This is a genomic window from Bradyrhizobium sp. AZCC 2230 (assembly GCF_036924495.1).
Lineage (GTDB): Bacteria > Pseudomonadota > Alphaproteobacteria > Rhizobiales > Xanthobacteraceae > Bradyrhizobium > Bradyrhizobium rifense.
In genome coordinates this window covers 132,723-156,646 of sequence record NZ_JAZHRS010000001.1, presented here as the reverse complement: position 1 = coordinate 156,646, position 23,924 = coordinate 132,723, and the positions used below count along the sequence as shown (strand labels likewise).

23 protein-coding genes and 1 pseudogene are annotated in these 23,924 nt (G+C 63.2%); 19 read left to right on the top strand and 5 right to left on the bottom strand.

Going from position 1 to position 23,924, the window contains the following annotated elements:
- Positions 1-40 precede the first annotated feature (40 nt).
- The 6 genes and pseudogenes from pdxR (at position 41) to V1280_RS00720 (ending at position 5,104) form a co-directional block, all read left to right on the top strand.
- Entirely contained in the window at positions 41-1,504 is a 1,464-nt protein-coding gene (pdxR, locus tag V1280_RS00745; RefSeq protein ID WP_334518108.1) for a MocR-like pyridoxine biosynthesis transcription factor PdxR, read from the top strand.
- Between the two features lie 75 nt (positions 1,505-1,579).
- On the top strand, positions 1,580-2,209 hold the full coding sequence (locus V1280_RS00740; protein ID WP_334518106.1) for an FMN-binding negative transcriptional regulator: 630 nt from the start codon (positions 1,580-1,582) through the stop codon (positions 2,207-2,209).
- A 49-nt stretch (positions 2,210-2,258) separates the two neighbouring features.
- Positions 2,259-2,705 (top strand): annotated as a pseudogene (locus V1280_RS00735) (DMT family transporter).
- A 70-nt stretch (positions 2,706-2,775) separates the two neighbouring features.
- A complete protein-coding gene (locus V1280_RS00730) occupies positions 2,776-3,606 on the top strand; it encodes a class II glutamine amidotransferase (RefSeq protein ID WP_334518104.1) in 831 nt (276 codons plus the stop codon).
- Positions 3,607-3,625: 19 nt separating this feature from the next.
- Positions 3,626-4,855: a carboxylate-amine ligase gene (locus V1280_RS00725; protein ID WP_334518102.1), complete on the top strand. Its 1,230-nt coding sequence runs from the start codon at positions 3,626-3,628 to the stop codon at positions 4,853-4,855.
- A 63-nt stretch (positions 4,856-4,918) separates the two neighbouring features.
- Positions 4,919-5,104, top strand: coding sequence for a hypothetical protein (locus V1280_RS00720; protein ID WP_334518100.1), 186 nt, complete (start codon positions 4,919-4,921; stop codon positions 5,102-5,104).
- Between the two features lie 13 nt (positions 5,105-5,117).
- Here V1280_RS00720 and V1280_RS00715 read toward each other — a convergent pair whose 3' ends face one another.
- Positions 5,118-5,423 carry a hypothetical protein gene (locus V1280_RS00715; RefSeq protein WP_334518098.1) on the bottom strand — a complete coding sequence of 102 codons (306 nt, stop codon included), beginning with the start codon at positions 5,421-5,423 and terminating at the stop codon, positions 5,118-5,120.
- A 357-nt stretch (positions 5,424-5,780) separates the two neighbouring features.
- Here V1280_RS00715 and V1280_RS00710 point away from each other — a divergent pair, with 357 nt between their 5' ends.
- Positions 5,781-6,917 carry a hypothetical protein gene (locus tag V1280_RS00710; RefSeq protein ID WP_334518096.1) on the top strand — a complete coding sequence of 379 codons (1,137 nt, stop codon included), beginning with the start codon at positions 5,781-5,783 and terminating at the stop codon, positions 6,915-6,917.
- Between the two features lie 88 nt (positions 6,918-7,005).
- Here the strand turns inward: V1280_RS00710 and V1280_RS00705 are convergent, their stop codons facing one another.
- Positions 7,006-7,209 carry a hypothetical protein gene (locus V1280_RS00705; protein ID WP_334518094.1) on the bottom strand — a complete coding sequence of 68 codons (204 nt, stop codon included), beginning with the start codon at positions 7,207-7,209 and terminating at the stop codon, positions 7,006-7,008.
- 717 nt (positions 7,210-7,926) lie between these two features.
- On the opposite strand from V1280_RS00705, the gene V1280_RS00700 reads away from it, so the two are divergent.
- From V1280_RS00700 to V1280_RS00685, 4 genes are all read left to right on the top strand, one after another.
- Positions 7,927-8,934, top strand: coding sequence for an alpha/beta fold hydrolase (locus tag V1280_RS00700; protein WP_334518092.1), 1,008 nt, complete (start codon positions 7,927-7,929; stop codon positions 8,932-8,934).
- A gap of 85 nt (positions 8,935-9,019) precedes the next feature.
- On the top strand, positions 9,020-10,315 hold the full coding sequence (locus tag V1280_RS00695) for a DUF892 family protein (protein ID WP_334518090.1): 1,296 nt from the start codon (positions 9,020-9,022) through the stop codon (positions 10,313-10,315).
- 380 nt (positions 10,316-10,695) lie between these two features.
- Positions 10,696-11,163: a hypothetical protein gene (locus tag V1280_RS00690; protein ID WP_334518088.1), complete on the top strand. Its 468-nt coding sequence runs from the start codon at positions 10,696-10,698 to the stop codon at positions 11,161-11,163.
- Between the two features lie 227 nt (positions 11,164-11,390).
- A complete protein-coding gene (locus V1280_RS00685) occupies positions 11,391-13,034 on the top strand; it encodes a porin (protein ID WP_334518086.1) in 1,644 nt (547 codons plus the stop codon).
- Between the two features lie 52 nt (positions 13,035-13,086).
- Here V1280_RS00685 and gor read toward each other — a convergent pair whose 3' ends face one another.
- The 3 genes from gor to rpiA all read right to left on the bottom strand — a co-directional run bounded on the left by gor (position 13,087) and on the right by rpiA (position 15,809).
- Positions 13,087-14,490, bottom strand: coding sequence for a glutathione-disulfide reductase (gene gor, locus V1280_RS00680; RefSeq protein WP_334518084.1), 1,404 nt, complete (start codon positions 14,488-14,490; stop codon positions 13,087-13,089).
- Positions 14,491-14,569: 79 nt separating this feature from the next.
- Positions 14,570-15,082 (bottom strand): DUF2059 domain-containing protein, encoded by a 513-nt coding sequence (locus V1280_RS00675; RefSeq protein WP_334518082.1) that lies wholly within the window; start codon positions 15,080-15,082, stop codon positions 14,570-14,572.
- 1 nt (position 15,083) lies between these two features.
- Entirely contained in the window at positions 15,084-15,809 is a 726-nt protein-coding gene (gene rpiA, locus V1280_RS00670) for a ribose-5-phosphate isomerase RpiA (protein WP_334518080.1), read from the bottom strand.
- 166 nt (positions 15,810-15,975) lie between these two features.
- Between rpiA and V1280_RS00665 the strand changes: the two genes are divergently transcribed.
- The 8 genes from V1280_RS00665 (at position 15,976) to V1280_RS00630 (ending at position 23,904) form a co-directional block, all read left to right on the top strand.
- Entirely contained in the window at positions 15,976-16,665 is a 690-nt protein-coding gene (locus V1280_RS00665) for an HAD-IA family hydrolase (RefSeq protein ID WP_334518078.1), read from the top strand.
- 156 nt (positions 16,666-16,821) lie between these two features.
- The gene (locus V1280_RS00660; RefSeq protein WP_334518076.1) at positions 16,822-17,304 is read left to right on the top strand and encodes a hypothetical protein; all 483 of its coding nucleotides are present in this window, start codon (positions 16,822-16,824) and stop codon (positions 17,302-17,304) included.
- A 108-nt stretch (positions 17,305-17,412) separates the two neighbouring features.
- Positions 17,413-18,483 carry a GTP 3',8-cyclase MoaA gene (gene moaA, locus V1280_RS00655; protein WP_334518074.1) on the top strand — a complete coding sequence of 357 codons (1,071 nt, stop codon included), beginning with the start codon at positions 17,413-17,415 and terminating at the stop codon, positions 18,481-18,483.
- Positions 18,484-18,784: 301 nt separating this feature from the next.
- Entirely contained in the window at positions 18,785-19,324 is a 540-nt protein-coding gene (locus V1280_RS00650; RefSeq protein ID WP_148771288.1) for a TRAP transporter small permease subunit, read from the top strand.
- Positions 19,321-20,922 (top strand): TRAP transporter large permease, encoded by a 1,602-nt coding sequence (locus V1280_RS00645; protein ID WP_334518069.1) that lies wholly within the window; start codon positions 19,321-19,323, stop codon positions 20,920-20,922. The genes V1280_RS00650 and V1280_RS00645 overlap by 4 nt, the downstream gene beginning before the upstream one ends.
- Positions 20,923-21,117: 195 nt before the next feature.
- Positions 21,118-22,407 carry a M20/M25/M40 family metallo-hydrolase gene (locus tag V1280_RS00640; RefSeq protein WP_334518068.1) on the top strand — a complete coding sequence of 430 codons (1,290 nt, stop codon included), beginning with the start codon at positions 21,118-21,120 and terminating at the stop codon, positions 22,405-22,407.
- Between the two features lie 216 nt (positions 22,408-22,623).
- A complete protein-coding gene (locus tag V1280_RS00635; RefSeq protein WP_334518067.1) occupies positions 22,624-23,049 on the top strand; it encodes a hypothetical protein in 426 nt (141 codons plus the stop codon).
- Positions 23,050-23,058: 9 nt separating this feature from the next.
- Positions 23,059-23,904 (top strand): GIY-YIG nuclease family protein, encoded by an 846-nt coding sequence (locus tag V1280_RS00630; RefSeq protein WP_334518066.1) that lies wholly within the window; start codon positions 23,059-23,061, stop codon positions 23,902-23,904.
- The last annotated feature ends 20 nt before the right edge of the window (positions 23,905-23,924 follow it).

Here is a 23,924-nt window from a genome sequence, read left to right as displayed (position 1 = left end):
CCGATCTCGTCGGCCGGACCAATGCCGGCCTGGAATGTGGATGATGCAGAAGAGAACCAATCCCGGTCCCCGCGCCGGCCGCATGGGCGCACGCCAGATCTACGAGGCGCTGCGCGATCAGATCATGTCGCTGGTCTACGGCACCGACGGCCTGTTGCCGTCATCCCGCGCGCTTGCCGACGAGATGGGCGTGGCGCGCTCGACCGTCACGATCGCCTATGAACAGCTCGCCGCCGAGGGTTTTATCGAGACGCGCCATGGCGCCCGGCTGCGAGTCGCGCGCGCCGTGGTGGAGCGCGGACGCACCCGCGCGACGTCCCGGCCATCGACGCGCAAGGTGCGATTGTCGGCATTCGGCGAGCGGCTGCGCCAGGATCCGCCGCACTGGACCGCGCCGCCGCGCGGGCTCGTCGCGAATTTTCGCTATGGCGAGCTGTCGCCTGCCGACTTCCCGGTGCTCGCATGGAAGAAGGCCATCACGGCTGCAATGGCGCGCAAGCCCGAGCGGCTCGCCTATGACGATCCCTGCGGCGCGCTGCGGCTGCGGACCGCGCTTCAGGGCTATCTGTGGCGGTCGCGCAGCGTCCGCTGCGAGGTCGACCAGATCGTCGTCGTCAACGGCTCGCAGCAGGGCCTCGACATCTGCGCGCGCCTGCTGCTCGATGCCGGCGACCGCTTCGTGATGGAGGATCCCGGCTACCAGATGGCGCGGCATACCTTCGCGGCGACGGGCGCCGTCGCGGTGCCGATCCAGGTCGATGCCGAGGGCCTTCGGACCGAGCGGCTCGACGGCATCGCGGCCCGCCTCGCCTATGTCACGCCGTCACATCAATATCCGCTCGGCGGCGTGATGCCAATCGGACGCCGACACCAATTGCTGGCATGGGCGCGCAAGAACGACGCTTACGTGATCGAGGACGATTACGACAGCGAGTATCGCTACGACACCAAGCCGATCCCGCCGCTGCATGCGCTGGAGGGGAGCGATAGCGTGATCTATCTCGGCACCGTCTCCAAAACGCTCTCGCCGACCTTGCGGATCGGCTATCTCGTGGTGCCGCCGGCGCTGCGATCCCTGTTCGCCGCCGCCAAGCAGATCATGGACCGGCACACGCCGCTGATCGAACAGGAGACGCTCGCCACGATGCTGGAGAGCGGCGCCTATGACAGCCATGTCAGGCGCGTGCGCCGGCGCAATGCCGAGCGGCAGCAGGCGCTGCTCGACGCGCTTCGTCGGAGATTCGGCGATCGGATCAGGATCGAGGGCGCGGCCGCGGGCCTGCATGTGGTGGCGTGGTTCGACGATTTGTCGCAGAAGCATGAGGGCGCGTTGATCAAGGCGGCCCGGGCCAAGGGCGTCGGTATCTATCCCGTCTCCGCCCTGTTCGTCGGCTCCCGAACAGGGAAGTCGGTCGGCCTCGTCATGGGCTATTCGGCGCTTGAGACCGGCCAGATCGAACGGGGCTGCAAACTACTGGCGCAGGCGGTCGCCGAACTGGACTGATCAAATCGTATAGAACTGGCAGTTTCCGGCAGTCCAGATTCCGGCTATCTCCGTATCAAAGAACGGAGACACGCCATGTACATCCCCCCGGCTTTTAGGGACGACGACATCGAGAGCATCCGCGCGACCATCCGCGCCGCCCGCCTCGCAAGCCTCGTCACGGCCACCGCAGAGGGCCCGGTCGCCACGCCCCTGCCGCTGTTCCTCGACGAGATCGAAGGCGAGCATGGCGTGCTGTACGGGCATGTCGCGAAGGCCAACCCGCAATGGAAGCTGCCGCCGATCGGCGATGCGCTCGCCATCTTTGCCGGACCCGACGCCTATGTGACGCCGTCCTGGTACGCGACCAAGCAGGAGACCGAAAAGGTGGTGCCGACCTGGAATTACATCGCCGTGCATGCCTATGGCCCGGTGGAGTTCTTTTGGGAGACGGAGCGCCTGCTCGATGCGGTGACGCGGCTGACCAAGAAGCACGAAGGCGCGCGTGCAAAGCCGTGGGCGGTCAGTAACGCGCCTGCAGATTTCATCGCCGCGCAGCTGCGCGGGATCGTCGGTGTGCGCATTCCCGTGGTGCGGTTCGAAGGCAAGCGCAAGATGAGCCAGAACCGGCCCGAGGCCGACCGCGTCGGCGTCGCAGCCGGACTCGCGGAAAGCAACAACGCGCAGGACCGGGAGGTTGCGCCGTTCATCCCGGTCCCGATATGAGCGACGCTCGGCGCGCTACGGCGCGCTGCAGAAATTGCGGGGGGAAGAGATGTTGAAACTGGCGTTCCCGATGATTCTCGCCGTAGCGGCCGGGATCAGTCTCGTCGTGCAACAAGCGCTCAACACCAATCTGCGGACGGCGTTGAGCTCGGCTGCGTGGTCGGGCTTCATGAGCTACTTGCTCGGCGTGCTCTGAATGGCGGTGCTGGCGTTCCTGCTGCGCGATCCCGTCCCTTCGGCAGCGGTTGCGGCCCGCATACCCTGGTTCGCATGGACCGGCGGACTGTTCGGCGCCATCTTCATCGGCCTCGGAATTTTCCTCGTCCCGCAACTCGGCGCCGCGACATTCTTCGCGCTGCTCATCGCCGGCCAGATGTTCGGATCGATCGCGTTCGACCATTTCGGCGTGCTGGGTGTCCCCGTTCATCCCGTGAGCGCCGTGCGAATCGCCGGTGCTGCACTGCTTGTCGGCGGCGTCGTTTTGATCCGCATGTAGAACGACGGGAACCATCCTGCTGTCAGGGGTGTTGGTGCATCTCAGCACGCCATCCCTGACAGGAACCTGCATGTGCCGCTGGATCGCATACCGGGGCGAGACGACCTCGTTCGAACCCTACGTCACCGAGCCCGAGCATTCGCTGATCGCGCAGAGCATGCGCTCGCTGCAGTCGACGGCGGGATCGAATGGCGACGGCTTTGGTCTCGGCTGGTACGGCGAGCATCCGGAGCCCGGCCTTTATCGCGAGACGCGGCCGGCCTGGTCGGATGAGAATTTGCGCTACCTCTGCCGCCATCTGCGCTCGCATCTGTTCTTTGCCCATGTGCGCGCCGCCACCGGCACTGCGGTGACGCGGCAGAACTGCCATCCGTTTGCCTGCGGCCAGTGGATGTTCATGCACAACGGTTTTGTGGGCAGCTGGAATCGGCTGCGGCGCAAGGTCGAGGCGCTGATCCCCGACGCCTATTACCCATCGCGACTGGGTACGACCGATTCGGAGGCCGTGTTCCTCGCCATGATGGGCGCCGGCCTCGACGCCGATCCGCTTGGCGCGACGCGAGCCGTGCTGCAATCGCTCGTCGGCCTCGTCAACGAAGGCCAGCTGCGCGAGCGGCTGCGCTTCACCAGCGCGATCGCGAACGGCAGGGATCTCTACGCGTTTCGCGTCGCCGTCAACGACGCCGCCAACACGCTCTATTATCGCGAAGCCGGCAACGGCGAGGTCGTCGTCGTGTCCGAGCCGTTCGACAAGGAAACCGACTGGACGGAAGTGCCGCCGAACCACGCACTGATCGCGCGCGCGTCGGACCGCGTGAAAATTGTTCCGTTCGACCTTGCAATTTCCAGTAGGTCCGAGGCGGAACCGGCCCCGGCCAGAAGGATTATTGCCCGCAGGTAATACCACTGCCGGGTGGCGCATGACATTTGCTTCGGACGTTTTGAAACTGCTGCGACTGGACGCTTCCGACGACAGGCAGCATCTCGTGATTCGCTCCGCCGGCGGACGCGGCAGGGCGGCCGAATATTCCTTCGGCATCGAGGAGGAATATTTCCTCGCCGATCGCCGCACCCTCGAGGTCGCGATCCAGACGCCCAACGAGCTGTTCGAATCGGTGAACTGGTCGACCGGCGGCCAGGCCATGCGCGAAATGCTGCAATCCCAACTCGAGGTCGCGACCAACGTCCACGTCGATGTCAATGACGCGCGGGAGGAGTTGAGGTTCCTGCGTCGCGAGGTCGCCAACGTCGCCGCGCAATATGGCTTTGTCATCATGGCCTGCGGCACGCATCCGACGGCGGTCTGGCGCATGTCGCAGCCGAGCCCAAAACCGCGCTACGAGGAGATGATCGAGGATCTGCGCAGCATCGGCCACCGCAACCTGATGTGCGGCATGCATGTGCATGTTCAACTGCCCGATCCGGAGAAGCGGATGGCGGTGATGCGGGCGATGCTGCCGCATCTGCCGCTGTTCATCGCGCTGTCGGCCTCCTCGCCGTTCTGGAATTCCCACAAGACCGGGCTCAAGGGCTACCGGCTCGCCGCCTATTCCGAGCTGCCCCGCACCGGCCTGCCCGAGCTGTTCGAGAGCAAACGCGATTACGACGATTATGTCGGCGCGCTGCAGCGTTCCGGCGTGATCCCCGATGAGAGTCACATCTGGTGGGCGATGCGGCCATCGATGAAGCACCCGACGCTGGAGCTTCGCGCGCCCGACACCTGCACCTTCGTCGACGACGCCATTGCCATCGCCTCGCTGTATCGCTGCCTGACGCGGTACCTCTATCTGAGGCCGCATCGGTCGAAAGAGGTCACTGCGGTCGAGCGCGCGATTGCGGTCGAGAACAAATGGCGCGCCCAGCGCTACGGCACCGACTGCATCTTTGCCTCACAAGACGGACCGGTGACGATCTTGGAGTGGCTGTCGCGAATCATCGACGATATCGCCGGGGATGCCGCAGCGTTGGAATGCAGCGCCGAAGTCGAACACTGCCGCACCATCGTGGCGCGCGGAAGCTCGGCCGAATTCCAGCTACGCGCCTATCGCGAGAGTGGCGACGACGTCGCAGCCGCGTCGCGATGGATCGCGGCATCGACGATATCGGAGACGCGCACCGGCACCGGACAGCGCGCTCCAGCGCCGTCATAGCGCCCGCGCAAGCTTCGCCAACGAAAACGTCTGTTCTCGATTTGCTACGCCGTAGGGGAATGAATGACTGACATCACCTGGTGCGCCGGTTGCGGCCACAGCCTGGTCCCGATGCTGTCCGAGAAGGGCCTGACAACGCCGAGCTGCTTCTGGTGCGAGGGCGTCGATGCCCGAGCCATGGAGATGGCGAAGTGGGCGGACAGCCCGACCGGCAAGCCGGGTCGGGCCGCGCCTCATTCCTTCGATTGAGCCGCCCTCGGCGTCAAACCCTCGCCACCAGGCGTGGACGGAACACCGACTCGACTGTCGGGGCAGCAGCGACCGGCTTTCGCGTCGGCCGGCGTCGCGGGATGAAGAAGCTGTTGACGAGGATCGGCTCGTTGTCGCCGAGCGCGGTTCGCTCCTTCACCAGTCCGCTCATGACCGAGCGCATCTTGATGACTTCCTGCGCCACGAAGCTGCAGTCCTCGTCGCGGTTGATCTGCTCATGCATGATCGCTTCAGCCTCGCGCATGCTGACGCGGAGCGCTCTGATCGTTCTGCGGATGTCGTTGATGCGGTTGTCCATGGCTGCCTCCATCTCGGTTGCAGCATAAGAACAAAACATGAACACATTGTCAATCGCCGCGCTGACGAATTGCGACGTCGCCGCCGATCCGCGGGGAGGCGCAACTGCACGCGCACAGGCGAGGTTTGCTGACAAATTAGCCAAGTCGAGCCGCTTTCCCGGAAGCGCGAGGCGCCGGCGCTGCATCGGACGGTCAAAGCAAGCGGGCGATCTAACCTCCCGTGCAACCACCGGATTTTTTCCTGAACGGCCTCGCCGCGCCACGCCGCCGGGCCCGTTTGCCGATCCGCAAATGAACTGGCCCAAAATTCGCAAAGAAGTTTGCAAGCGAAGCAACGGCGCAGAGCGGAGAACGTCATGAACGTGCATGCGGGCGATCTCAAGACGACGGGCCTCACCCATCCGAACGGCGCGCCGCTCCGCCTCAACACCCAGGATTTCGTGGCGATCGATCGCGACCGGAATGCGAAGTTCGAGGCGACCTATCGGCCGCAAGCCCTCTACAACCGCGCCAACGAAGGCTTCCACGCCAACAACGAAACCTTCCTGCTCCACGAAGTCGCGACAAATCTGCCGATCTACCTCCCCGACACCGGCCCCACTGACTTCCATCTGCATCTGCCGCCGGGCGGCTTTCAGCTCGTGCTGGTCACCTCGGGCGCCTTCACCTTCGACTATGACGGGCGCTTCTACAATGTCGGCCCGGGCGCGGTGATGCTGCAAAGCGCGATCGTGCATCGCCAGCTGTTCTACACCTGGTCGGGTCTGTCGACCGAAGAGAATCTGAAGACGCCGCAGACGGTGGTGCCGGATCCGATCTCGATGGGCTATTCCGGCAAATTCCTCGAAGCCTTCATCACCGATCCCACCACCTTTCCGAATCCGACCATCGTCGGCCCGGACCAGATCAACGAAGCCGAGACGCCGCGTGTGGCCTGGAGCCATCCGCTGCACGATCGTCCGGCCGGTGGCGGCTTCTGGCTGCAGGATCCGCTGGCGCTGGATGCGCTGTTCAAGCCGCTCGTCGACAGCCCCGTGAAATCGGCGCTGCCGGTTTACGTGCGCGACATCGGGATCGAGATTCCGAGCGGCCATCTCGTCACCGGCCACATCATCGCGACCGACCCGCGCGGCCACTCGCTTCTGCCGAAGAGCGCGTCGATCGCCGCGGACGCCGACTGCTTTGCCAAGGGCGAGGTCGTGATCTACCGCGTCATTCGCGGCACGGCCGAGTTCAAGAAGAAGTCCGGCGAGAGCTTTGAACTCTCCGCCGGCGATGTGGTGACGGCGGGCAAGAATTCGATCAGCCTCGTCGGCGTCGGTGAAAACACCCAGGTCCTGCGGCTCGGCTTGCTCAAAGGCATGAACGATCTTCGCAGCTGGACGCCGACGCAGCGCGACGAGATCGACGGTCTCGCCGGCCAGATCATCACGCAGAAGGACATCCGTCCGCTGCGGACCGAAGGCAAGCCGGTGGGATATCTGTACGCCTAGCTGCATAAAAAGACGGCCCGCCGAGGCGAGCCGTCGGAATCTCATTTGGCACTGCGGCCCGCAAGGCCGGGCCACAACTGTGCCCGGACTATGCGGGAGGCCGTCGGCCCGGAGAGGTCAGACAGGAGTTGATTTCGGCGGCGATCTTGTTGCGGTGTGCTTTATTCAAGAGCGCCTCGCGCTCTGCACCGGGTTCTAGACAAGCGGCCTGTTCAAGCAAGCTCACGGCATCGGCCGCCAGACGCTCGGCCAGCGAACTCGACTGACGCACGCGGTTGCGCTTTTCAGTCATCCCGAATGTCCTGGCGGCGCGTCGCCCATGCGCCCGAATTGCATGCGCGCCGCATCATCGGGAGCACCTTTTGCGGCGTTGTCACGAAAATGCTCGGACCGACCTGATTCTCGATCAGTGCTGATCGCGGGATAGACGGAGGTTTGCCAGGCATTGCGGCACTTTGAACACCGCCACTGATAGACGACATCGCCGCTGGGCAGGTAAGTCCCGTGCACGGGGGCCCTGACGAGTCGCCCGCACGCGTTGCAGCCCTCCGTCCCTTGCGACGGGAGCTGCTGGTTTTCGTCATGGCCAACTCTCGCGGTCCAGCGACGTTCGAACTTGCGCCAAAGATGCAGGGGATAAAGGACAACGTTCAACGCGCGCCTCCTGTTTGTGGCGGGAGCGCGGGAACGTCTCTCGGTCACCGGTGCCTGTCAGGTCCGTGCCAGTGATACCTTGCATATGGTGCCGCGAATGGCATTCACCAGAGCGCGATCACGAGAAACCGCTCAATGAGCCACCTGCTTTGCCGCGTCTATTCGGCTTAGGAACATATGTCCGGCCCTCCTGTTGCGTTTGCACGACATGACCCGTGAATGCGCATGCCGTCCCCGAAAATGGCGATTTGGCCAAGCGTGCACTGTGTTGGCACGGCGAAGGTGACGTGCGGGTGGACGGGAAGCGTCCCTTTCCTGCTCTCCAATAGCTGGCTCCAGTCAGCGAAAGTGTCACATGCGCATCCTGAAAAAACGTTCGCCCTCGCTGACGACCACGACCCTTCGTGCTTTCACAGAATATCCGCTCGCCTCCACACTCGTCGCAACCGCCGGCTTGTTGGCCGCGGCCGCGGTGGTCAATCGGCGCCTTGCCGACAAGGCACAGCGCGATAACCCGCCACAGGGTCGGTTCATCGATATCGACGGTGTCCGCCTGCACTATGTCGAGCGAGGATCCGGCCGTCCTTTGGTCCTGTTCCATGGCAATGGCAGCATGATCCAGGATTTCGAATCCAGTGGTCTGATCGATCTCGCTGCCAAGGACTATCGTGTGATCGTGTTCGATCGTCCGGGCTTCGGCCACAGCCTGCGGCCCCGCAACGTCGTTTGGACGCCTGCGGCCCAGGCCGACCTCTTCAAGGAAGCTCTTGCGCATTTCGGCGTCGAAAGGGCGATCGTGCTCGGCCATTCCTGGGGAGCGTCGGTTGCGGTTGCCTTGGCAAGCAGACATCCCGCAATGGTCGAGGCCCTGATACTGGCTTCGGGCTATTATTTCCCGACCGCGCGCACCGACGCGATGATGGCGATGGCCGGCCCGGCGATCCCCGGGTTTGGCGATCTCCTCAGCTACACGATTTCCCCGCTCCTCAGCCGCCTGATGTGGCCGGCGATGTTGCGACAGCTGTTCGGACCGAAATCCGTCCCTCGAAAATTCGACGGCTTCCCCAAATCCCTGGCCGTGCGTCCATCGCAGCTTCGTGCCAGCGCCGCCGAGGCAGCGCTGATGGTCCCTGCCGCCATGCTGTCTGCGAAAACCTACGGCGAACTGTCCATGCCGGTCACCATCCTGGCCGGTGAGGACGATCGCCTCATCGACATCGACGAGCAGTCCGGCCGGCTGCACGACGAGATCAAGCACAGCAAGATGCGTCGCGTCCCAAATGCAGGACATATGATCCAGCAGTCCGATACAGCCGACCTGATGGCCGCGGTCGACGAGGCCGCAGCGCAAACGCTGCATTGAATCCGAACGCCGTACGATCCGGAATTAGGAACGTCGATCACAGGGCCCAGTTGGCCCCGGTATCTCCTGCCAATCAGAGGTTATCATGTATCATCACGTCAAGAAGCTCATGTTCACAGTCAGGGTCGACGAGCCCGATCCGCGGTTCGGCAACATGTTGCTCGAGCAGTTCGGCGGCGCCAACGGCGAGCTGGCGGCCGCCATGCAATATTCGATTCAGGGCCTCAATTGCGAAGATCCGGACCGCAAGGATCTCCTGATGGATATCGGCACCGAGGAACTGAGCCATCTCGAAGTTGTTGGCTCACTCGCACGCCTGCATTTGAAGCCGATGAAGTTCGATCGCGAAGCGGCGGAAGCCGATCCGTTGATCGCGATCGCCGGCGGCGGCGGTGTCAGCCTGTGCAATTCGCAGGGCAACGCCTGGACGGCCGACTATCTCAAGATCACCGGCGAGCTCGACGTCGACCTGCGAAGCAACATCGCCGCGGAGGCACGTGCCAAGATCGTCTATGAACGCTTGATCAATTTCTGCGATGACGCCGGCACCAAGGACGCCCTGCAGTTCCTGATGACCCGGGAAATCACCCACATGAAGGCGTTCTCGCGTGCGCTTGAAAGCATGGGCAAGCCCGCCTTCAGCATCGGCCGCATCGCTCCGACGCCCGGCCTTGTGGACCAGTTCTTCAACGATTCGACCGGCTCCGGCGACAACGGTGAGATCGACACACGAGGTCCCTGGAACGAAGGCGACGACTGGGTCTTCATGGAATCGCCGGCGCTCCAGAGCGGCGATACCGGCGCGGCGCCGTCGATCGTTGCCGAGAGTTCGCCATCGGAATCTCCCGTTGGTCTTGACGACCTGCTACTCGATCAGCTGCGCGACCTTTTGCACGCCGAGAAGCAGTTGACAAAGGCGTTGCCTCAAATGATCCAGGCTGCACGCTACGACCAGCTTGGCGAGCTGTTTACCGTTCACCTGGCCGAAACCGAAGCGCAGATCGAACGTCTCGACGAGTGCTTCGAGCTGCTCGGCAAGAAGCCGCGCGCCAAGCCTTGCAAGGGAATGCAGGGACTTGTCGAAGAGGGCGACGAAGTGATCAAGGAAGGCGCCAGGAAGGACGATGCGGCCGCGGATCTTGGATTGATCGGCGCAGCTCAGCGCGTCGAGCATTACGAGATTGCGGGTTACACGACGGCTCGCAACCTTGCGCAGCAATTGCGTCACAGCGGTGTGGTCGCGCTGCTGTCCAAGAATCTGGCTGAGGAAGAGAACGCGGATCAGTTGCTCAATCAGGTCGCACGTTCGTTGATGTCGGTGGCGAAAATGCCCGCCGCCATCGAGCAAAGCTTTGTCGAAGATGAGTCCCCTGGGGGCTAGGCATCGTCAGCATTGACGACTAACGATCAAGGCGGCCCCGGTGGGGCCGCCGATACATACGAAAGGACCTGGCATGCCCCCGAAGATCAAGGAACAGACCTGCCCGCTGTGCAAAGGAACTGGTTTTCCCAAGTCCATGGAGCCGGCGCACCCGGGCCACAGGATCTATCCAGTGAAATGCGAGTCCTGCCAGGGCAAGGGCAGGATTGCAGAGATCGAGTGAAGTGATCTCACTGCTTTGATCTCTCGATCTCGAAGGTGAACCTGGCCTGTATCACGGCGCCGTCGGCATCTCGAGCCTCCTGCAGGTCTTGCCCGTGCGCAGATGGTGCTGGTAGTTCATAGGCGATCGAGATGCGCCTGGAGCACCAGCTTCGCCCGTGAGCCGCGACGTCACCAGAACCTGCGGAAGCTGCACGGCCTGCTGCGATGGCTGGCTGCAGATCGAGGTGCGCGGTCACAAGGTGCGCAAGGGGCAACCGTGCCCGTTCAGCATCGCCCACCGCTGTTCGATCTATCCGGAACGCCCGCAGCATCCCTGCCGCGAATTCATCTGCGGCTGGCTGGTCGCATCGAGCCCGCTGCCGGATTGGATGCGACCGGATCAATCCAGCATGATCATGCTGGCCGCCAATTTCTTCTGGCGCGGCCTGCCGGTCGACGTCGTGGTGCCCATCGGCGAGCAGCCGAAGAAGAAGGCGCTGGACTGGCTGACGCGATTTTGCGCCGAGAACCGACGGCTGCTCGTCTACCAGATCGGCGATGAGTGGTTCGCGTTCGGACCGCCGATGTTCCAGACCGACATCGCCAGCCGTCTCGCGCGCGGCGAAACGCCGTGGGGCAATTGACGCAAGTCGCAGAAGCCATTCACGTTTTGACGCGGAACCGGTTCGATTCACCGCAATGCGGCGGATCGCCGCGCGACACACTTTGTCGGGAATTGTTGCCAGTCCGACACACTCGGCTGGAAAGTGAGCGGCGTCACATTATCCCGGTTGTATACGGTATCTGGCATACAATACGTTCCACTTTATCCCGGACCCATTGAGAGTCCGCGGCGATAGAGGGAAACACGATGAGGAAGGCCTTTCTGCTCGGCACAGGCTTTGCGGCCCTTTGTGCAACCACAATTAGTCATCCACTAAACGCTGCAACCATAGATGGCGTCGTTGCCCGCCTCGATGCGCTCGAGCGCAGCAACGCCAAGCTCGCGAAAGAGAACGCGCAGCTTCGCGAACGCGTCAATCACATCGGCGAGCCGAAGGCTGCTGTGACGGCCGTCGCGCCAGGCTCGCCCAAGGGCAATCCCGTTCTGCATGCGGCGGTCGCGCCATCGCCGGCGCCGGCACCGGAGCACACCGTCGTCAGCCTCGGCGGCGCTCCGCTCTACAGCAAAGCGCCCGGAAGCAATCCGTTCATCGACAACACCACGGTGACGCTCTACGGCCATGTCGATCTCTCCGGCGACATCTTCAATCCCGGCGTCTACGACCAGGGCACGAAGCTCGGCGTCTCCAGCAACCTCACCTATTTCGGCGTTCGCGCGCGGCACAATCTCGATCCCTACGGCTATCCCGGATGGGCTGCCATCGCGCAGTTCGAATCCCTTGTGGAAGTCGCGGCCGTTCCGACCGAACGCGCGGCGTTCGGCACCCGCGACAGCTTCCTCGGCATGGAAACCCCCTGGGGTACGATCAAGGCGGGCAAGGCGGATACGCCTTACAAGAAGGCGACCGCAAAATTCGATCCGTTCTCGGCGACGCTCGGCGACTACAACTCGATCATGGGCAACACCGGCGGCGATCTCCGTGCCGAGTTCGATTGGCGCGCGGCGCATGCGATCTGGTATGAATCGCCGGTGTGGAACGGCTTCCAGGCCACCATCATGCTCTCGCCGGGACAGAACACGGCGAAGGACAACAGCGATTTTGCGCTCGGCGATTTCAACTGCCCTGCCACATCGTCGCGCGGAAGCGGCTCGGGCTTCCCACTGACATCGGCGCCGGAAGGCTGCACCGACGGCTCATACGGCAATCTCTACAGCGCATCGCTGACCTACAATCAGGCTGGGTTCACAGGAGTCGCCGCCTACGAATTCCACGAAGGGACCAACCGAACGGGCGACGAGGCGGTGACACCGCTAAGCAACGGCGGCGTTCTAACCGTGCCGACGGGCGCTGTCGGCATCGCGAACGAATGGGCGGCGAAAGTCGGCGCGGGGTACAAGTTCAACGACATGATCGGAAGCCTCCAGCTCTACGGCATCTACGAGATCATGCGCCGCGAGAATACGGTGGCCGCCTTCAACGAGCGTTCCCGCGACGGCTACTTCCTGAGCGCGACCCAGACGGTCGACAAGTGGGACCTCAGCGCATCCTGGGCTCACGCCAACGCCTCGCCGGGCTCGCCGGGCACGGGCGTGCTTAACGCTTATCCCACCGCCGGGGTGGTGGTCTCCGCTCCGGCTGGTTCCGCTGACTTCGCGCTGAACAGCGTCGACTCCAGTGCAGACCAGTATGCGATCGGCCTGAAGTATCACTTCAGTCCGTTCGTGAGCTGGTACGTGGTGGGCAGCTATCTGCGCAACGGACCGGGCGCACATTACTGCCTCGGTGTCAGCGGACATGGCTACGGCGTTTGCGGACGCGACGCCAACAACAACGTCGTTGCCGGCAACAAGGCCGAAGCCGTCACGACCGGCATGACGTTCGACTTCTGAGAACGAGAGAGCACAGCGGGGAGCCGGTCGCGGCTCCCCGTCGTTTGGCGCCCTACTCCGCCGCCTGGCGCACGTGGCGCGCGGTCGGGGTGCGCATCGTCACCAGCTCTTCGGCTGCGGTCGGATGCAGCGCGATGGTCGCGTCGAAATCGGCCTTGGTCGCCTTCATCTTCACGGCAATCGCGACGGCTTGCGTGACCTCGGCGGCGCAATCGCCGACGATGTGACAGCCAAGCACGCGGTCGGTCGAGCCGTCGACGACGAGCTTCATCAGCACGCGGGTATCACGGCCCGACATTGTCGCCTTGATCGGGCGGAACGTCGTCTTGTAGATGTCGACGTGGCTGAACTGCGCGCGCGCTTCGGTTTCCGTCAGACCGACGGTGCCGATCTCCGGCTGCGAGAACACCGCGGTCGGGATGGTGGAATGATCGACCTGCACGGTACGCTTGCCGAACACGGTATCGGCGAAAGCATGGCCCTCGCGGATCGCGACCGGCGTCAAATTGTGGCGATGGGTGACGTCGCCGATCGCGTAGATGCTGTCGACCGAGCTCTTCGAGAAATGATCGACCGCGATGCCACCGTTCTTCGAATTGATGGCGACGCCGGCCTTCTCCAGGCCGAGATTGGCCACCGCCGGATGGCGGCCGATCGCGAACATCACCTGGTCGGACGCGAGGCTCGATCCGTTCGACAGATGCGTGGTGAATTCCTCGCCATTGCGATCGACATGGCGATCGACCTTGTTCACCGTGCAGCCGGTGAGAATGGTGATGCCCTGCTTCTCCATCTCGCTGCGGACATGCGCGCGGACATCTTCGTCGAAGCCGCGCAAGATGTTGTCGCCGCGATAGATCACGGTGACGTCGGAGCCGAAGCCGGCGAAGATGCCGGCGAACTCAAGCGCGATGTAGCCGCCGCCCTGGATCACGATCCGCTTCGGCAGCTTCTTCAGGTGAAATGCCTCGTTGGACGAGATCACATGCTCGATGCCGGGGATTGAGGTGCCATGATTGGGCGCGCCACCAGTGGCGATGAGGATGTATTTAGCGGTGATCTTCCTGTCGTCCGCGAGCAGGCGGACGGTGTGCTTGTCCTCGATCACCGCGCGGCGGCTCTTGACGATCTGCGCGCCCGACTTCTCGACATTGGCCGTGTAGGCCGCCTCCAGCCGTGCGATTTCCTTGTCCTTGTTGGCGATCAGCGTCGGCCAGTCGAAGGTCGCGGGCGGAACGGTCCAGCCGAAGCCGGCGGCATCCTCGAGCTCGTGACGGACATGCGAGCCGATCACGAACAGCTTCTTCGGCACGCAGCCGCGGATCACGCAGGTGCCGCCCATGCGGTACTCTTCCGCGATCATCACGCGGGCGCCGTATACGGCCGCGATGCGGGCGGCACGCACGCCGCCCGAACCGCCACCGATGACAAAGAGGTCGACGTCGAATTCAGCCATTGTCCACTCCGACCCCTTCAACCCAAACCGCGACGCGCTTTGGGGCTTCCTGATCAGCTATCCCTAGAGATAGGTACTGTCACATTTCCTTGCCACGTTTCTTCATCTCGGCACGGAAGGCGCTCGCGACGACCTCGGAGAAGTTCTGCGCCCACGCGTTCATGACCTGCATGCTGAGGTTGATGGCCTTGGGCTCGTTGGTGATCAGCTTCTGGCCGAGCGGCGACTTGTAGAACGCAACGAGATCCTTCAGCTCCTGCTCGGTAAACTCGCCGGCATAGACCCCCACCATGCCGTCGCCGATCTCCTGCTCGCGGCCGGCAAGCTGCTTGGCGACGATCGGGGCGAGCTCGTTGAGATCCTTCTGGTAGTTGAGGTTCTGGCCGATCAGCGTGGCCTTGACCTTCTCCACCATGCCGGGCACGGCGTTGGCGTACATCGCGCTGGCATTCTTCAGCGTCAAAATCTCTCTCGCCGCCGCAATCGACGCCGCAGAGGGTGCTGCCGGCTGCTGCGCGGTCGCAGGCACTGCCCCCAGCACCAGTGCGAAGGCGAGGCACGCACCGGGCACGATCTTCAAAACGCTCTTCATTCTAGTCTCCTTTCGGCTTTCGCCGTTCAATCACACGGATTCCCTCGCCACCCGCCAAAACAGCCGAGCTGGCCAAGCCGATGAACAACCCATGCTCGACCACGCCGGGGATGGCGCTCAACGCCCTGGCCAGGCTGGCCGGATCCACAATCCGCTCGAGCCGGGCATCGACGATCCAGTGGCCGCCATCGGTGACAAAAACGTGGCCATCCTTGACCCCGCCTTTGGCCTTGCGGACCGCCATTTGCCCGGAAACGCCGCATTCCGCAAATGCCTTCTCGATAGCGCGGGAGGTCGCGCCGAGCCCGAACGGAATGACTTCGATGGGCAGCGGAAAGCGGCCGAGCGTCGGCACCCATTTGGTGTCGTCCGCAATCACGATCATGCGATCCGAGGCGGCCGCCACGATCTTCTCGCGCAGCAGTGCTCCGCCGCCGCCCTTGATCAAATTGAGGTCGGGATCGATCTCGTCGGCGCCGTCGACGGTAATGTCGAGATGGTCGATTGCATCGAGCGTGGTCAGCGGCACGCCGCAGCGCTCCGCATCGGCGCGCGTCGCCTCGGAGGTCGGGACGCCGATCACCTTGAGGCCGTCGGCGACGCGTTCGCCCAGCAGCTCGACGAAATGCTTGGCGGTCGAACCGGTGCCGAGGCCGAGCTGCATGCCGTCACGCACCTCTTCCAGCGCGCGCGCCGCAGCCTGCCGCTTCAACTGATCCATGTCCACGTTTGCGCTCGCCTCTCAGTTCAGGAGTGCCGCAGGTCCCGTCGGTTGCGGCGGGCCTATGTAGCCTCGTTTTCCCCCGGAGAACAGGGTCTGGGAACAGGCCTATAAGCTGATCTTATAGCCTCGCCCCTTGCGCCGGTACGGCCGGGCCGGTAGCGCTTGGACCATGACCTCCTCCCAAAAGACCTGCCCCTACACCCTCGTCTTCGATCTTGACGGCACGCTTGTGGATACGGCGCCCGACCTGATCACCGCGCTCAATTACGTGCTCGACCGCGAAGGCCTGCCGCCCGTGCCGATGGCCTCGGCCCGCAACATGATCGGCGCCGGCGCCCGCAAGCTGATCGAGCGGGGCCTGGAGGCCGAGGGCCGCACGGTCACGCCTGCCGACATGGACCGGATGACGGCGGATTTCATCGCCTATTACGCCGACCATATCGCCGACGAATCGCGCCCCTTCGAGGGGCTCCTGGACGCGCTCGACCTGTTTGCGGCCCAGGGCCATCGTCTCGCGGTCTGCACCAACAAGCTGGAATGGCTGTCGAAGCGGCTCCTGGACCAGCTCGACCTGAGCCAAAGGTTCGCGGCGATCTGCGGCGCGGACACTTTTGGGGTCCAGAAGCCCGATCCGACCATTTTCCGCGAGACCGTGGCGCGGGCCGGCGGCGAGGTCAAAGCCAGCATCATGGTCGGCGACGCCGGAACCGATGTCGGCGTGGCCCGGCGCGCCGGGGTGCCCGTGATCGGGGTCAGTTTCGGCTACACGGATGTGCCGATCGCCGATCTGAAGCCGGACCGGCTGATCCATCACATGCGCGACCTGCCCGCCGCCGCGCACAGCCTGATGACGGCTTAGGCCCAGGCAAGGCTCTGACATAGCTTGGTTATTTCGGGGAACTCTGCGTTAACCATCTATTAACTATGCGCAGTCCGCCGGTTGCTTGCCCCAGGCGACGCTCCTAAGGTCCGCACGGGGTTATGTGGCGGTTCGTCGCAGTAGAAGTGGATGGTCATGCGTCGTGTCATCGCGATTGCGTTAGCGGGAGCGAGCCTTGGTGGCTGCTCGTCGTTGTCTTGGGACATGTTCAAATCGGCACCGCCGACCGTCCAGGTCAGGCTCGAATCCAATCCCTCAGGGGCTGACGCCAGGACCTCGCTCGGCCCGGGCTGCAAGACCCCCTGCTCGGTCTCGGTTCCCGCGCCGGAGGCTCCGTTCACGGTCAACTACGGCCTGAACAAGTATCAGCCGATGAGCGTGCCGGTGAACGTGATCAAGAATCCCGGCGATTTGACCACAGCTGCGACCGTCACCACCGATCCGAACCCGGTCTTCGCCGAGCTCCAGCCGGAGGTGCCGCCGAAGCCGATGAGGAAGAAGCCGCACCGGCCGAAAGGGCCGAGGCCGGCCGCAGCCTCGCCCACCGCGGCGCCGGCCGATGCTGCAGCGCCCGCTGCCGGCTCTGCGTTCCCCGATCCGAACGCGGGCAAGCGCTAATCTATGTATACCACCCGATTGTCCTCTGCCTGCACGGTGCTTAGATTGTGTCCAGAGCACCGCTGAAGCAAAGGTGCGCCCGTCGCCGTAAGTGACAAGGCAGTTGGTATGAACGGATCTCCCGCGACCTCTCTCGCTACAGCGAGCCCTCTCGCCACAGCGAGCCCCCGCGACGCGCTGTCGAGCGCGATGACCGATCCGTTCGGGCGGACCATCTCCTATCTGCGCGTCTCCGTCACCGATCGCTGCGATCTGCGCTGCTTCTATTGCATGTCGGAAGACATGACGTTCCTGCCCAAGGCCGACCTGCTGACGCTCGAGGAACTCGACCGACTCTGCTCGGCCTTCATCGCCAAGGGCGTCAAGAAGCTGCGGCTCACGGGCGGCGAGCCCCTGGTCCGGCGCAACGTGATGTCGCTGGTGCGCTCGCTGTCGCGACATCTCACGAGCGGCGCGCTGGGCGAGCTGACGCTGACCACAAACGGCACGCAACTCGCAAAACATGCGCAAGAGCTGGCCGATTGTGGCGTCCGCCGCATCAACGTCTCGCTCGACACGCTCGAGCCCAGGAAGTTTCGCGAGATCACGCGCTGGGGTGAGATCGACAAGGTGCTGGAAGGCATCGAGGCGGCGCGCGCTGCGGGGCTCGCGGTGAAGATCAACGCGGTGGCGCTGAAGAACCTCAACGAGGACGAGCTCCCCGACCTGATGCGCTGGGCCCATGGCAAGGGCATGGGGCTGACCTTGATCGAGGTGATGCCGATGGGCGAGATCGGTTCGGGCCGCATCGACCAGTATCTGCCGCTGTCGCTGGTGCGCGCGCGGCTCGCCCAGCAATTCACGCTGACGGACCTGGCCGAAAGCACCGGCGGGCCGGCGCGCTACGTCAGCGTCGCCGAGACCGGCGGCAAGCTTGGCTTCATCACGCCGATGACCCATAATTTCTGCGAATCCTGCAACCGCGTGCGCATCACCTGCACGGGCACACTGCACACCTGCCTCGGCCACGAGGATGCCTCTGATCTGCGCAAGCCGCTGCGTGCATCTGATGACGACATGCTGCTTGCGGACGCGATCGACCGTGCCATCGGGCTGAAGCCCAAGGGCCACGATTTCATCATCGACCGCCGCCACGACCGTCCCAGCGTCTCCAGGCACATGAGCGTCACCGGCGGCTGAGGATTCGCCGCCCGCCGCAGCCTTAAGCTTTTGACCCGGCGTCAATTTGCCCATTTTCCGATTGACGGCGCACAAGCCCGCTGGTTTGGTGCGACCGCCTTTGCTTGCCCGGCAGCAATAAGCCGGCCCGCCCCGCAGGCGGTCGCGGTCAAGACGGCAAGGCACGAGGGGAGGACTGACGCCGCAATCGCTTTCGGACTGTGATCCGTGCGGTCGCGTGCTTTTTGCACGCGGGCCCTGCGATGCGTGCTGAAGCCTCCCGTAAAGTGTTGGGCCGCGACGGCGACGGAGAGAAAGTAAGATGCGTCCATTGCTGGCGTTGAGCAACGCCATCGACGCCCTCAATGAAAAGATTGGGTACGTCTGTAACCTGCTCGTGCTTCTCGCCTGCCTGGTCAGCGCGGCCAACGCCATGATCCGCTACGCCTTCAGCTCCTCGTCGAACGGGTGGCTGGAGCTGCAATGGTACATGTTCGCGATCCTGGTGATGTTCGGCGCGTCCTATACCTTCAAGCGCAACGAGCATGTCCGCGTCGAGATCATGTATTTGATGCTGTCCGAGCGCGGCCAGCTCTGGCTCGACATGATCGGCACGTTGTTCTTCCTGATCCCCTCCTGTCTCCTGCTCGCCTACCTGTCCTGGCCGTTCTTCATGCAGGCCTACAACGTCGGCGAGATGTCGGGCAATGCCGGCGGCCTGATCCGCTGGCCCATCAAGTTCGTGATCCCCGCCGGCTTCGTGTTGCTGGCATTGCAGGGAGTTTCCGAAGTCATCAAGCGTATCGCGGCTCTCCAGGGCTATGTGACGATCGACGCCAAGTATGAGAGGCCGACTCAATGATCACGCTGGAAATGATGCCGCCGTTGATGTTCGGCGGCCTGGTTCTGGTGATGCTGCTCGGCTTCCCCGTCGCGTTCACGCTTGCCGCTGTGGGCCTCTCCTTCGGCTTCCTCGCCATCCATCTCGGTTTCTTCGACCTCAACTTCCTCCAGGCGATCCCAGGCCGCGTGTTCGGCAGCGTGCTCTCCAACGAGCTGCTGCTCGCGATCCCGTTCTTCACCTTCATGGGCGCCATATTGGAGAGATGTGGACTGGCCGAGGACATGCTGGATTCGATGGGCCAGTTGTTCGGCCCGATCCGCGGCGGTCTCGGCTATTCCGTCATCATCGTCGGCTTCATCCTCGGCGCCATCACCGGCACGGTCGCCGCACAGGTCATCGCCATGGCGCTGATCTCGATGCCGGTGATGATCCGCTACGGCTACAACATGCGCTACATCACCGGCGTGCTGGCGGCCTCCGGCACCATCACGCAGCTGGTGCCGCCCTCGCTGGTGCTGATCGTGCTCGCCGACCAGCTCGGCAAGTCGGTCGGCGACATGTATCTCGGCGCCTGGGGTCCCTCGGTGTTCCAGATCATGCTGTTCGCCGGCTACACCTTCATCCTCGGCCTGGTCAAACCGGAGCACGTGCCGCCCGTCCCGCTCGAAGCGCGCACGCTGACCGGCTGGGCGCTGTGGAAGAAGTGCCTGATGGGCATCATCCCCTCGGCCGTGCTGATCTTCGTCGTGCTCGGCACCATGATGATGGGCCTTGCGACGCCGACGGAAGCCGGCGCCATGGGCGCAGTCGGCGCCATCGTGCTCGCCGCGATCCACCACAAGGACTTCTCCTCGACCGACCGCAAGATCCTGATCGTCGGCGTGATCGCCGCCGGCGTCGGCACCATCGTCGCGATGCTGTTCACCGAGAACGTCATCTTCAAGATCGCGTTCGCTGTGACCTACCTGGCGGTGGCCTGGATCTGCATCCAGGCAGCGCGCATCCCCGACCTGCGCGACCTGATCAAGCAGGGTTACGAATCCACCATGCGCCTCACCTGCATGGTCACCTTCATCCTGATCGGCTCAACCTGCTTCTCCGTGGTGTTCCTCGGCGTCTCCGGCGGCGTCTGGCTCGAGCATCTCCTGACCTCGCTGCCCGGCGGCGTCTGGGGCTTCCTGATCTTCATCAACCTCTTCATCTTCTTCCTGGCGTTCTTCCTCGACTTCTTCGAGATCGCCTTCATCATCCTGCCGATGATCGCGCCGATCGCGCAGAAGATCCTCGGCCCCGTCGTCGGCGACGGGCCCGCTCTGATCTGGTTCGGCGTCATGCTCTGCGTCAACATGCAGACCTCGTTCCTGCATCCGCCGTTCGGCTTCGCGCTGTTCTACTTACGCGGCGTCGCGCCGAAGGAAGTGAAGAGCTCGGACATCTATTGGGGCGCGATGCCCTGGATCGGCCTCCAGATGATCATGGTGCTGATCGTGATCGCCTTCCCGATCACGGTGACGGGCCTCTTGGACAAGCCGGTCAATGTCGACCTCGACAAGGTCAGGATCGAGGTGCCGCAGATCGACCTGCCGCCGCTGGATCTCGGCCCGCCGCAGAAGTAGCGGCGCGCGTTTCTTCCCTTCTCCCCTTGTGGGAGAAGGTGGCGCGAAGTGCCGGATGAGGGGTTCTTTCCGCGCGCTCATCTGAGAGTTCGACTCGCGGAGAGAACCCCTCACCCGTCTCGCCGCTATCGCGGCGAGCCACCCTCTCCCACAAGGGGAGAGGGTGCAGCATCCTCCAACTCACGGACCGCCGCTATGCTCCGATCTCACTCCACTTCCTCGCTCGCTGGTTCCCTGATCGCTTCGCTTTGGCTGGCCTGTGCCGCAGCGATGGCGCATGCCGAACCGATGGCCGAGGTTCACGCGCTGGCGCAGAAAGAACAGCAGCCGCTGCTCGACACGCTGCGCGATCTCGTCAGCATCGAATCCGGCAGCAAGGATTTCGAGGGCCTGAACCTGATCGCAGGCCGCGTGGCCGACCAGCTCAGGCAGATCGGCGGCACGGTGGAGATCCTGCAGCCGACCGACATCTATCGCCTCGACGACACGCCGGAGAAGATCGGCCCGGCCGTGCACGCCGTGTTCAAGGGTACCGGCGCTAAGAAGATCATGCTGATCGCCCATATGGACACGGTGTACCTGAAGGGCATGCTGAAGGACCAGCCGTTCCGCATCGACGGCGACAAGGCCTACGGCCTCGGCATTGCCGACGACAAGCAGGGCGTCGCCCTCATTCTCCACACCGTGGCGATGCTGCAGAAGCTCAATTTCAAGGACTACGGCACGCTCACCGTGCTGACCAACGGCGACGAGGAGATCTCCTCGCCCGGCTGGCGCAGCACCATCACCAAATTCGCCGCCGATCAGGACGTCGTGTTCTCGTTCGAGGGCGGTGGCTCCGACGGCACGCTGCGGCTCGCCACCAGCGGCATCGGCTCGGCCTATCTCACGGTGACCGGCAAGTCCTCGCATGCGGGCGCGCGGCCCGAGGGCGGCATCAATGCGCTCTACGAGCTCTCGCACCAGGTGCTGCAGATGAAGGACCTGTCAAAGCCCGAGCAGGGCCTGAAGCTGAACTGGACGGTCTCCAAGGCCGGCACCAACCGCAACGTGATCCCCGCCGAAGCCACGGCCCAGGCCGATGCGCGCGCGCTCAAGGTGTCGGATTTCGACGAGCTGGAGAAGGCGCTGCAGGACAAGATCAAGAATCGCCTGCTGCCCGATTCCAAGGTCGAGCTGAAGTTCGAGGTGCGCCGTCCGCCGTTGGAAGCCAACGACGCCTCGCGCCGCGTCGCGACCTACGGCAAGACGATCTACGGGGAGATCGGACTACCCCTCAAGGTCGACGAGAAGGCGACCGGCGGCGGCACTGACGCCGCGTTTGCCGCGCTCAAGACCAAGGGCGCCGTGGTCGAAGGCATGGGCCTGTCGGGTTTTGGCGCGCATTCCAACGATGCTGAATATGTCAAGCTCGACACCATCGTGCCGCGTCTCTACCTGACCACGCGCATGATCATGGATCTGTCGACCGGCAAGTTGAAATAGCGGTTTTGCGGCGTGTCGAGATTCCACCGTGACCATTGTGGCGTGATTGTCGGCGACGTTACGAGTAGCTCAAGCCGAGACGGCCATGAACTCTCGAATTCGAGCTCTATCCGAGTATGACGAACGTCTAGTGCTCGCCACCGCGGATTTTTCGCAGTGGCTGTTGATCTCGCTCGTTGGTTGCGCTTGTATCCGTCAAGGGCTGGGGAGTGAGTCATGCGTAAGTGGGGCATCGTAGCGCTTAACGCCGCGCTCGGCGGATGCGCGTTTCAACGAGCTGAAATAGCTCAGGACGCGCGTGCTCAAATGGTAGGATTGTCAAAAGAGCAGGTTCTCGCATGCATGGGAGCGCCCGCAAACAAAGCCGCCGAAGGCGCGACAGAGGTATGGGGCTACAACTCCGGCAACGGCATGACGGTAGTTGATGCAAGCTATAGCCGATACGGTGGCTCTGCAGTTGCGAGCAGCCGATTTTGCAACATCAACATCGTGTTTGCGGCTGGCCACGTCTCCATCGTGAATTACACTGGCCCAACCGGCGGCCTTCTTACCGCAGGTGAGCAGTGCGCGTATGCGGTGAACTCCTGTGTCAAACGGCAACAATTTGGGCCGCGCGGTTGCGCGCTCGACACCTATGCTTAAGAGGCGCGCGTGCCACAGGGATTTGTCTACATCCTGGTCTCACCAAACAGCGATCACATAAAGATCGGCCGAACCGAGCGGCCCATTAGCGAACGGCTACTTGGAATAAACGGAGGTGAGGCATACGCAGCTCATGGTCCCTGGGAATTGTCCGATTTTGTACATGTGACAGACTGCGTTGCAGTTGAGAACGCCCTCCACCGTCACTTCCGTGACCGCAACGTGGAGGTCGAAGGAACACGAGAATTATTTGGCGTCCCTCCGCACGAAGCAAGAGAGCGACTGCGTTCAATCAGTGAGCCACTTCGCGTCGATCCCGAGAGAGCTGACCGGCTCTTCAATAACCCAGACGTCAGCTTGTTCCTATTCCGTCTATTTCAACTCTCGGGACTGTACGGTAACCTCGACATTCAAGGCGCCTGGGCGTTAAGCGTTCTCCCGCAAACAAACGGAGGGCGCTGGTTCACGCTGAACATTGGATCTCACGAAGTTGCGTTTAGCACTCGAACGCCCAGCGAAGGGAAGTTCTCGCACTATCTCGTGCTAGACAGTCTGATTCTAGAATATCCAAAAACCATAATGTGGCTTGGAAAACACGGCGGAGATGTCAAAAGCGCCGTTTACAAAGCCGCCGAGCGAGCCGTGACTGTAACGTTTGATGAAGATTTTGCGAAAGCTGAACGCTTCTTTGCGCGCGACGGAGTCCGCCGCGCTATGGTCGCCTATTGGGCCGACGCGTTAGCGGATCTGCGCGAGCGGAAAGCGAAAAGTGTCTACGCAAGGTATCACTCCTACGACGCCATATCGCAATTACTGAAATACAAGCGAGCGAGAGACAAAGTAATGTACCCCTAGAGGTGTTGCGCTACGCCTCC

Coding starts and splice junctions, on each gene's coding strand:
- V1280_RS00740 (WP_334518106.1), top strand. CDS start 1,580: ATGTACATCCCCCCGGCTTTTAGGGACGACGACATCGAGAGCATCCGC.
- V1280_RS00650 (WP_148771288.1), top strand. CDS start 18,785: ATGCGTCCATTGCTGGCGTTGAGCAACGCCATCGACGCCCTCAATGAA.
- V1280_RS00725 (WP_334518102.1), top strand. CDS start 3,626: ATGACATTTGCTTCGGACGTTTTGAAACTGCTGCGACTGGACGCTTCC.
- V1280_RS00660 (WP_334518076.1), top strand. CDS start 16,822: ATGCGTCGTGTCATCGCGATTGCGTTAGCGGGAGCGAGCCTTGGTGGC.
- V1280_RS00640 (WP_334518068.1), top strand. CDS start 21,118: ATGCTCCGATCTCACTCCACTTCCTCGCTCGCTGGTTCCCTGATCGCT.
- V1280_RS00695 (WP_334518090.1), top strand. CDS start 9,020: ATGTATCATCACGTCAAGAAGCTCATGTTCACAGTCAGGGTCGACGAG.
- V1280_RS00700 (WP_334518092.1), top strand. CDS start 7,927: ATGCGCATCCTGAAAAAACGTTCGCCCTCGCTGACGACCACGACCCTT.
- V1280_RS00675 (WP_334518082.1), bottom strand. CDS start 15,082: ATGAAGAGCGTTTTGAAGATCGTGCCCGGTGCGTGCCTCGCCTTCGCA.
- moaA (WP_334518074.1), top strand. CDS start 17,413: ATGAACGGATCTCCCGCGACCTCTCTCGCTACAGCGAGCCCTCTCGCC.
- V1280_RS00720 (WP_334518100.1), top strand. CDS start 4,919: ATGACTGACATCACCTGGTGCGCCGGTTGCGGCCACAGCCTGGTCCCG.
- V1280_RS00645 (WP_334518069.1), top strand. CDS start 19,321: ATGATCACGCTGGAAATGATGCCGCCGTTGATGTTCGGCGGCCTGGTT.
- V1280_RS00710 (WP_334518096.1), top strand. CDS start 5,781: ATGAACGTGCATGCGGGCGATCTCAAGACGACGGGCCTCACCCATCCG.
- V1280_RS00730 (WP_334518104.1), top strand. CDS start 2,776: ATGTGCCGCTGGATCGCATACCGGGGCGAGACGACCTCGTTCGAACCC.
- V1280_RS00705 (WP_334518094.1), bottom strand. CDS start 7,209: ATGACTGAAAAGCGCAACCGCGTGCGTCAGTCGAGTTCGCTGGCCGAG.
- V1280_RS00635 (WP_334518067.1), top strand. CDS start 22,624: ATGCGTAAGTGGGGCATCGTAGCGCTTAACGCCGCGCTCGGCGGATGC.
- pdxR (WP_334518108.1), top strand. CDS start 41: ATGATGCAGAAGAGAACCAATCCCGGTCCCCGCGCCGGCCGCATGGGC.
- V1280_RS00665 (WP_334518078.1), top strand. CDS start 15,976: ATGACCTCCTCCCAAAAGACCTGCCCCTACACCCTCGTCTTCGATCTT.
- V1280_RS00715 (WP_334518098.1), bottom strand. CDS start 5,423: ATGGACAACCGCATCAACGACATCCGCAGAACGATCAGAGCGCTCCGC.
- gor (WP_334518084.1), bottom strand. CDS start 14,490: ATGGCTGAATTCGACGTCGACCTCTTTGTCATCGGTGGCGGTTCGGGC.
- V1280_RS00685 (WP_334518086.1), top strand. CDS start 11,391: ATGAGGAAGGCCTTTCTGCTCGGCACAGGCTTTGCGGCCCTTTGTGCA.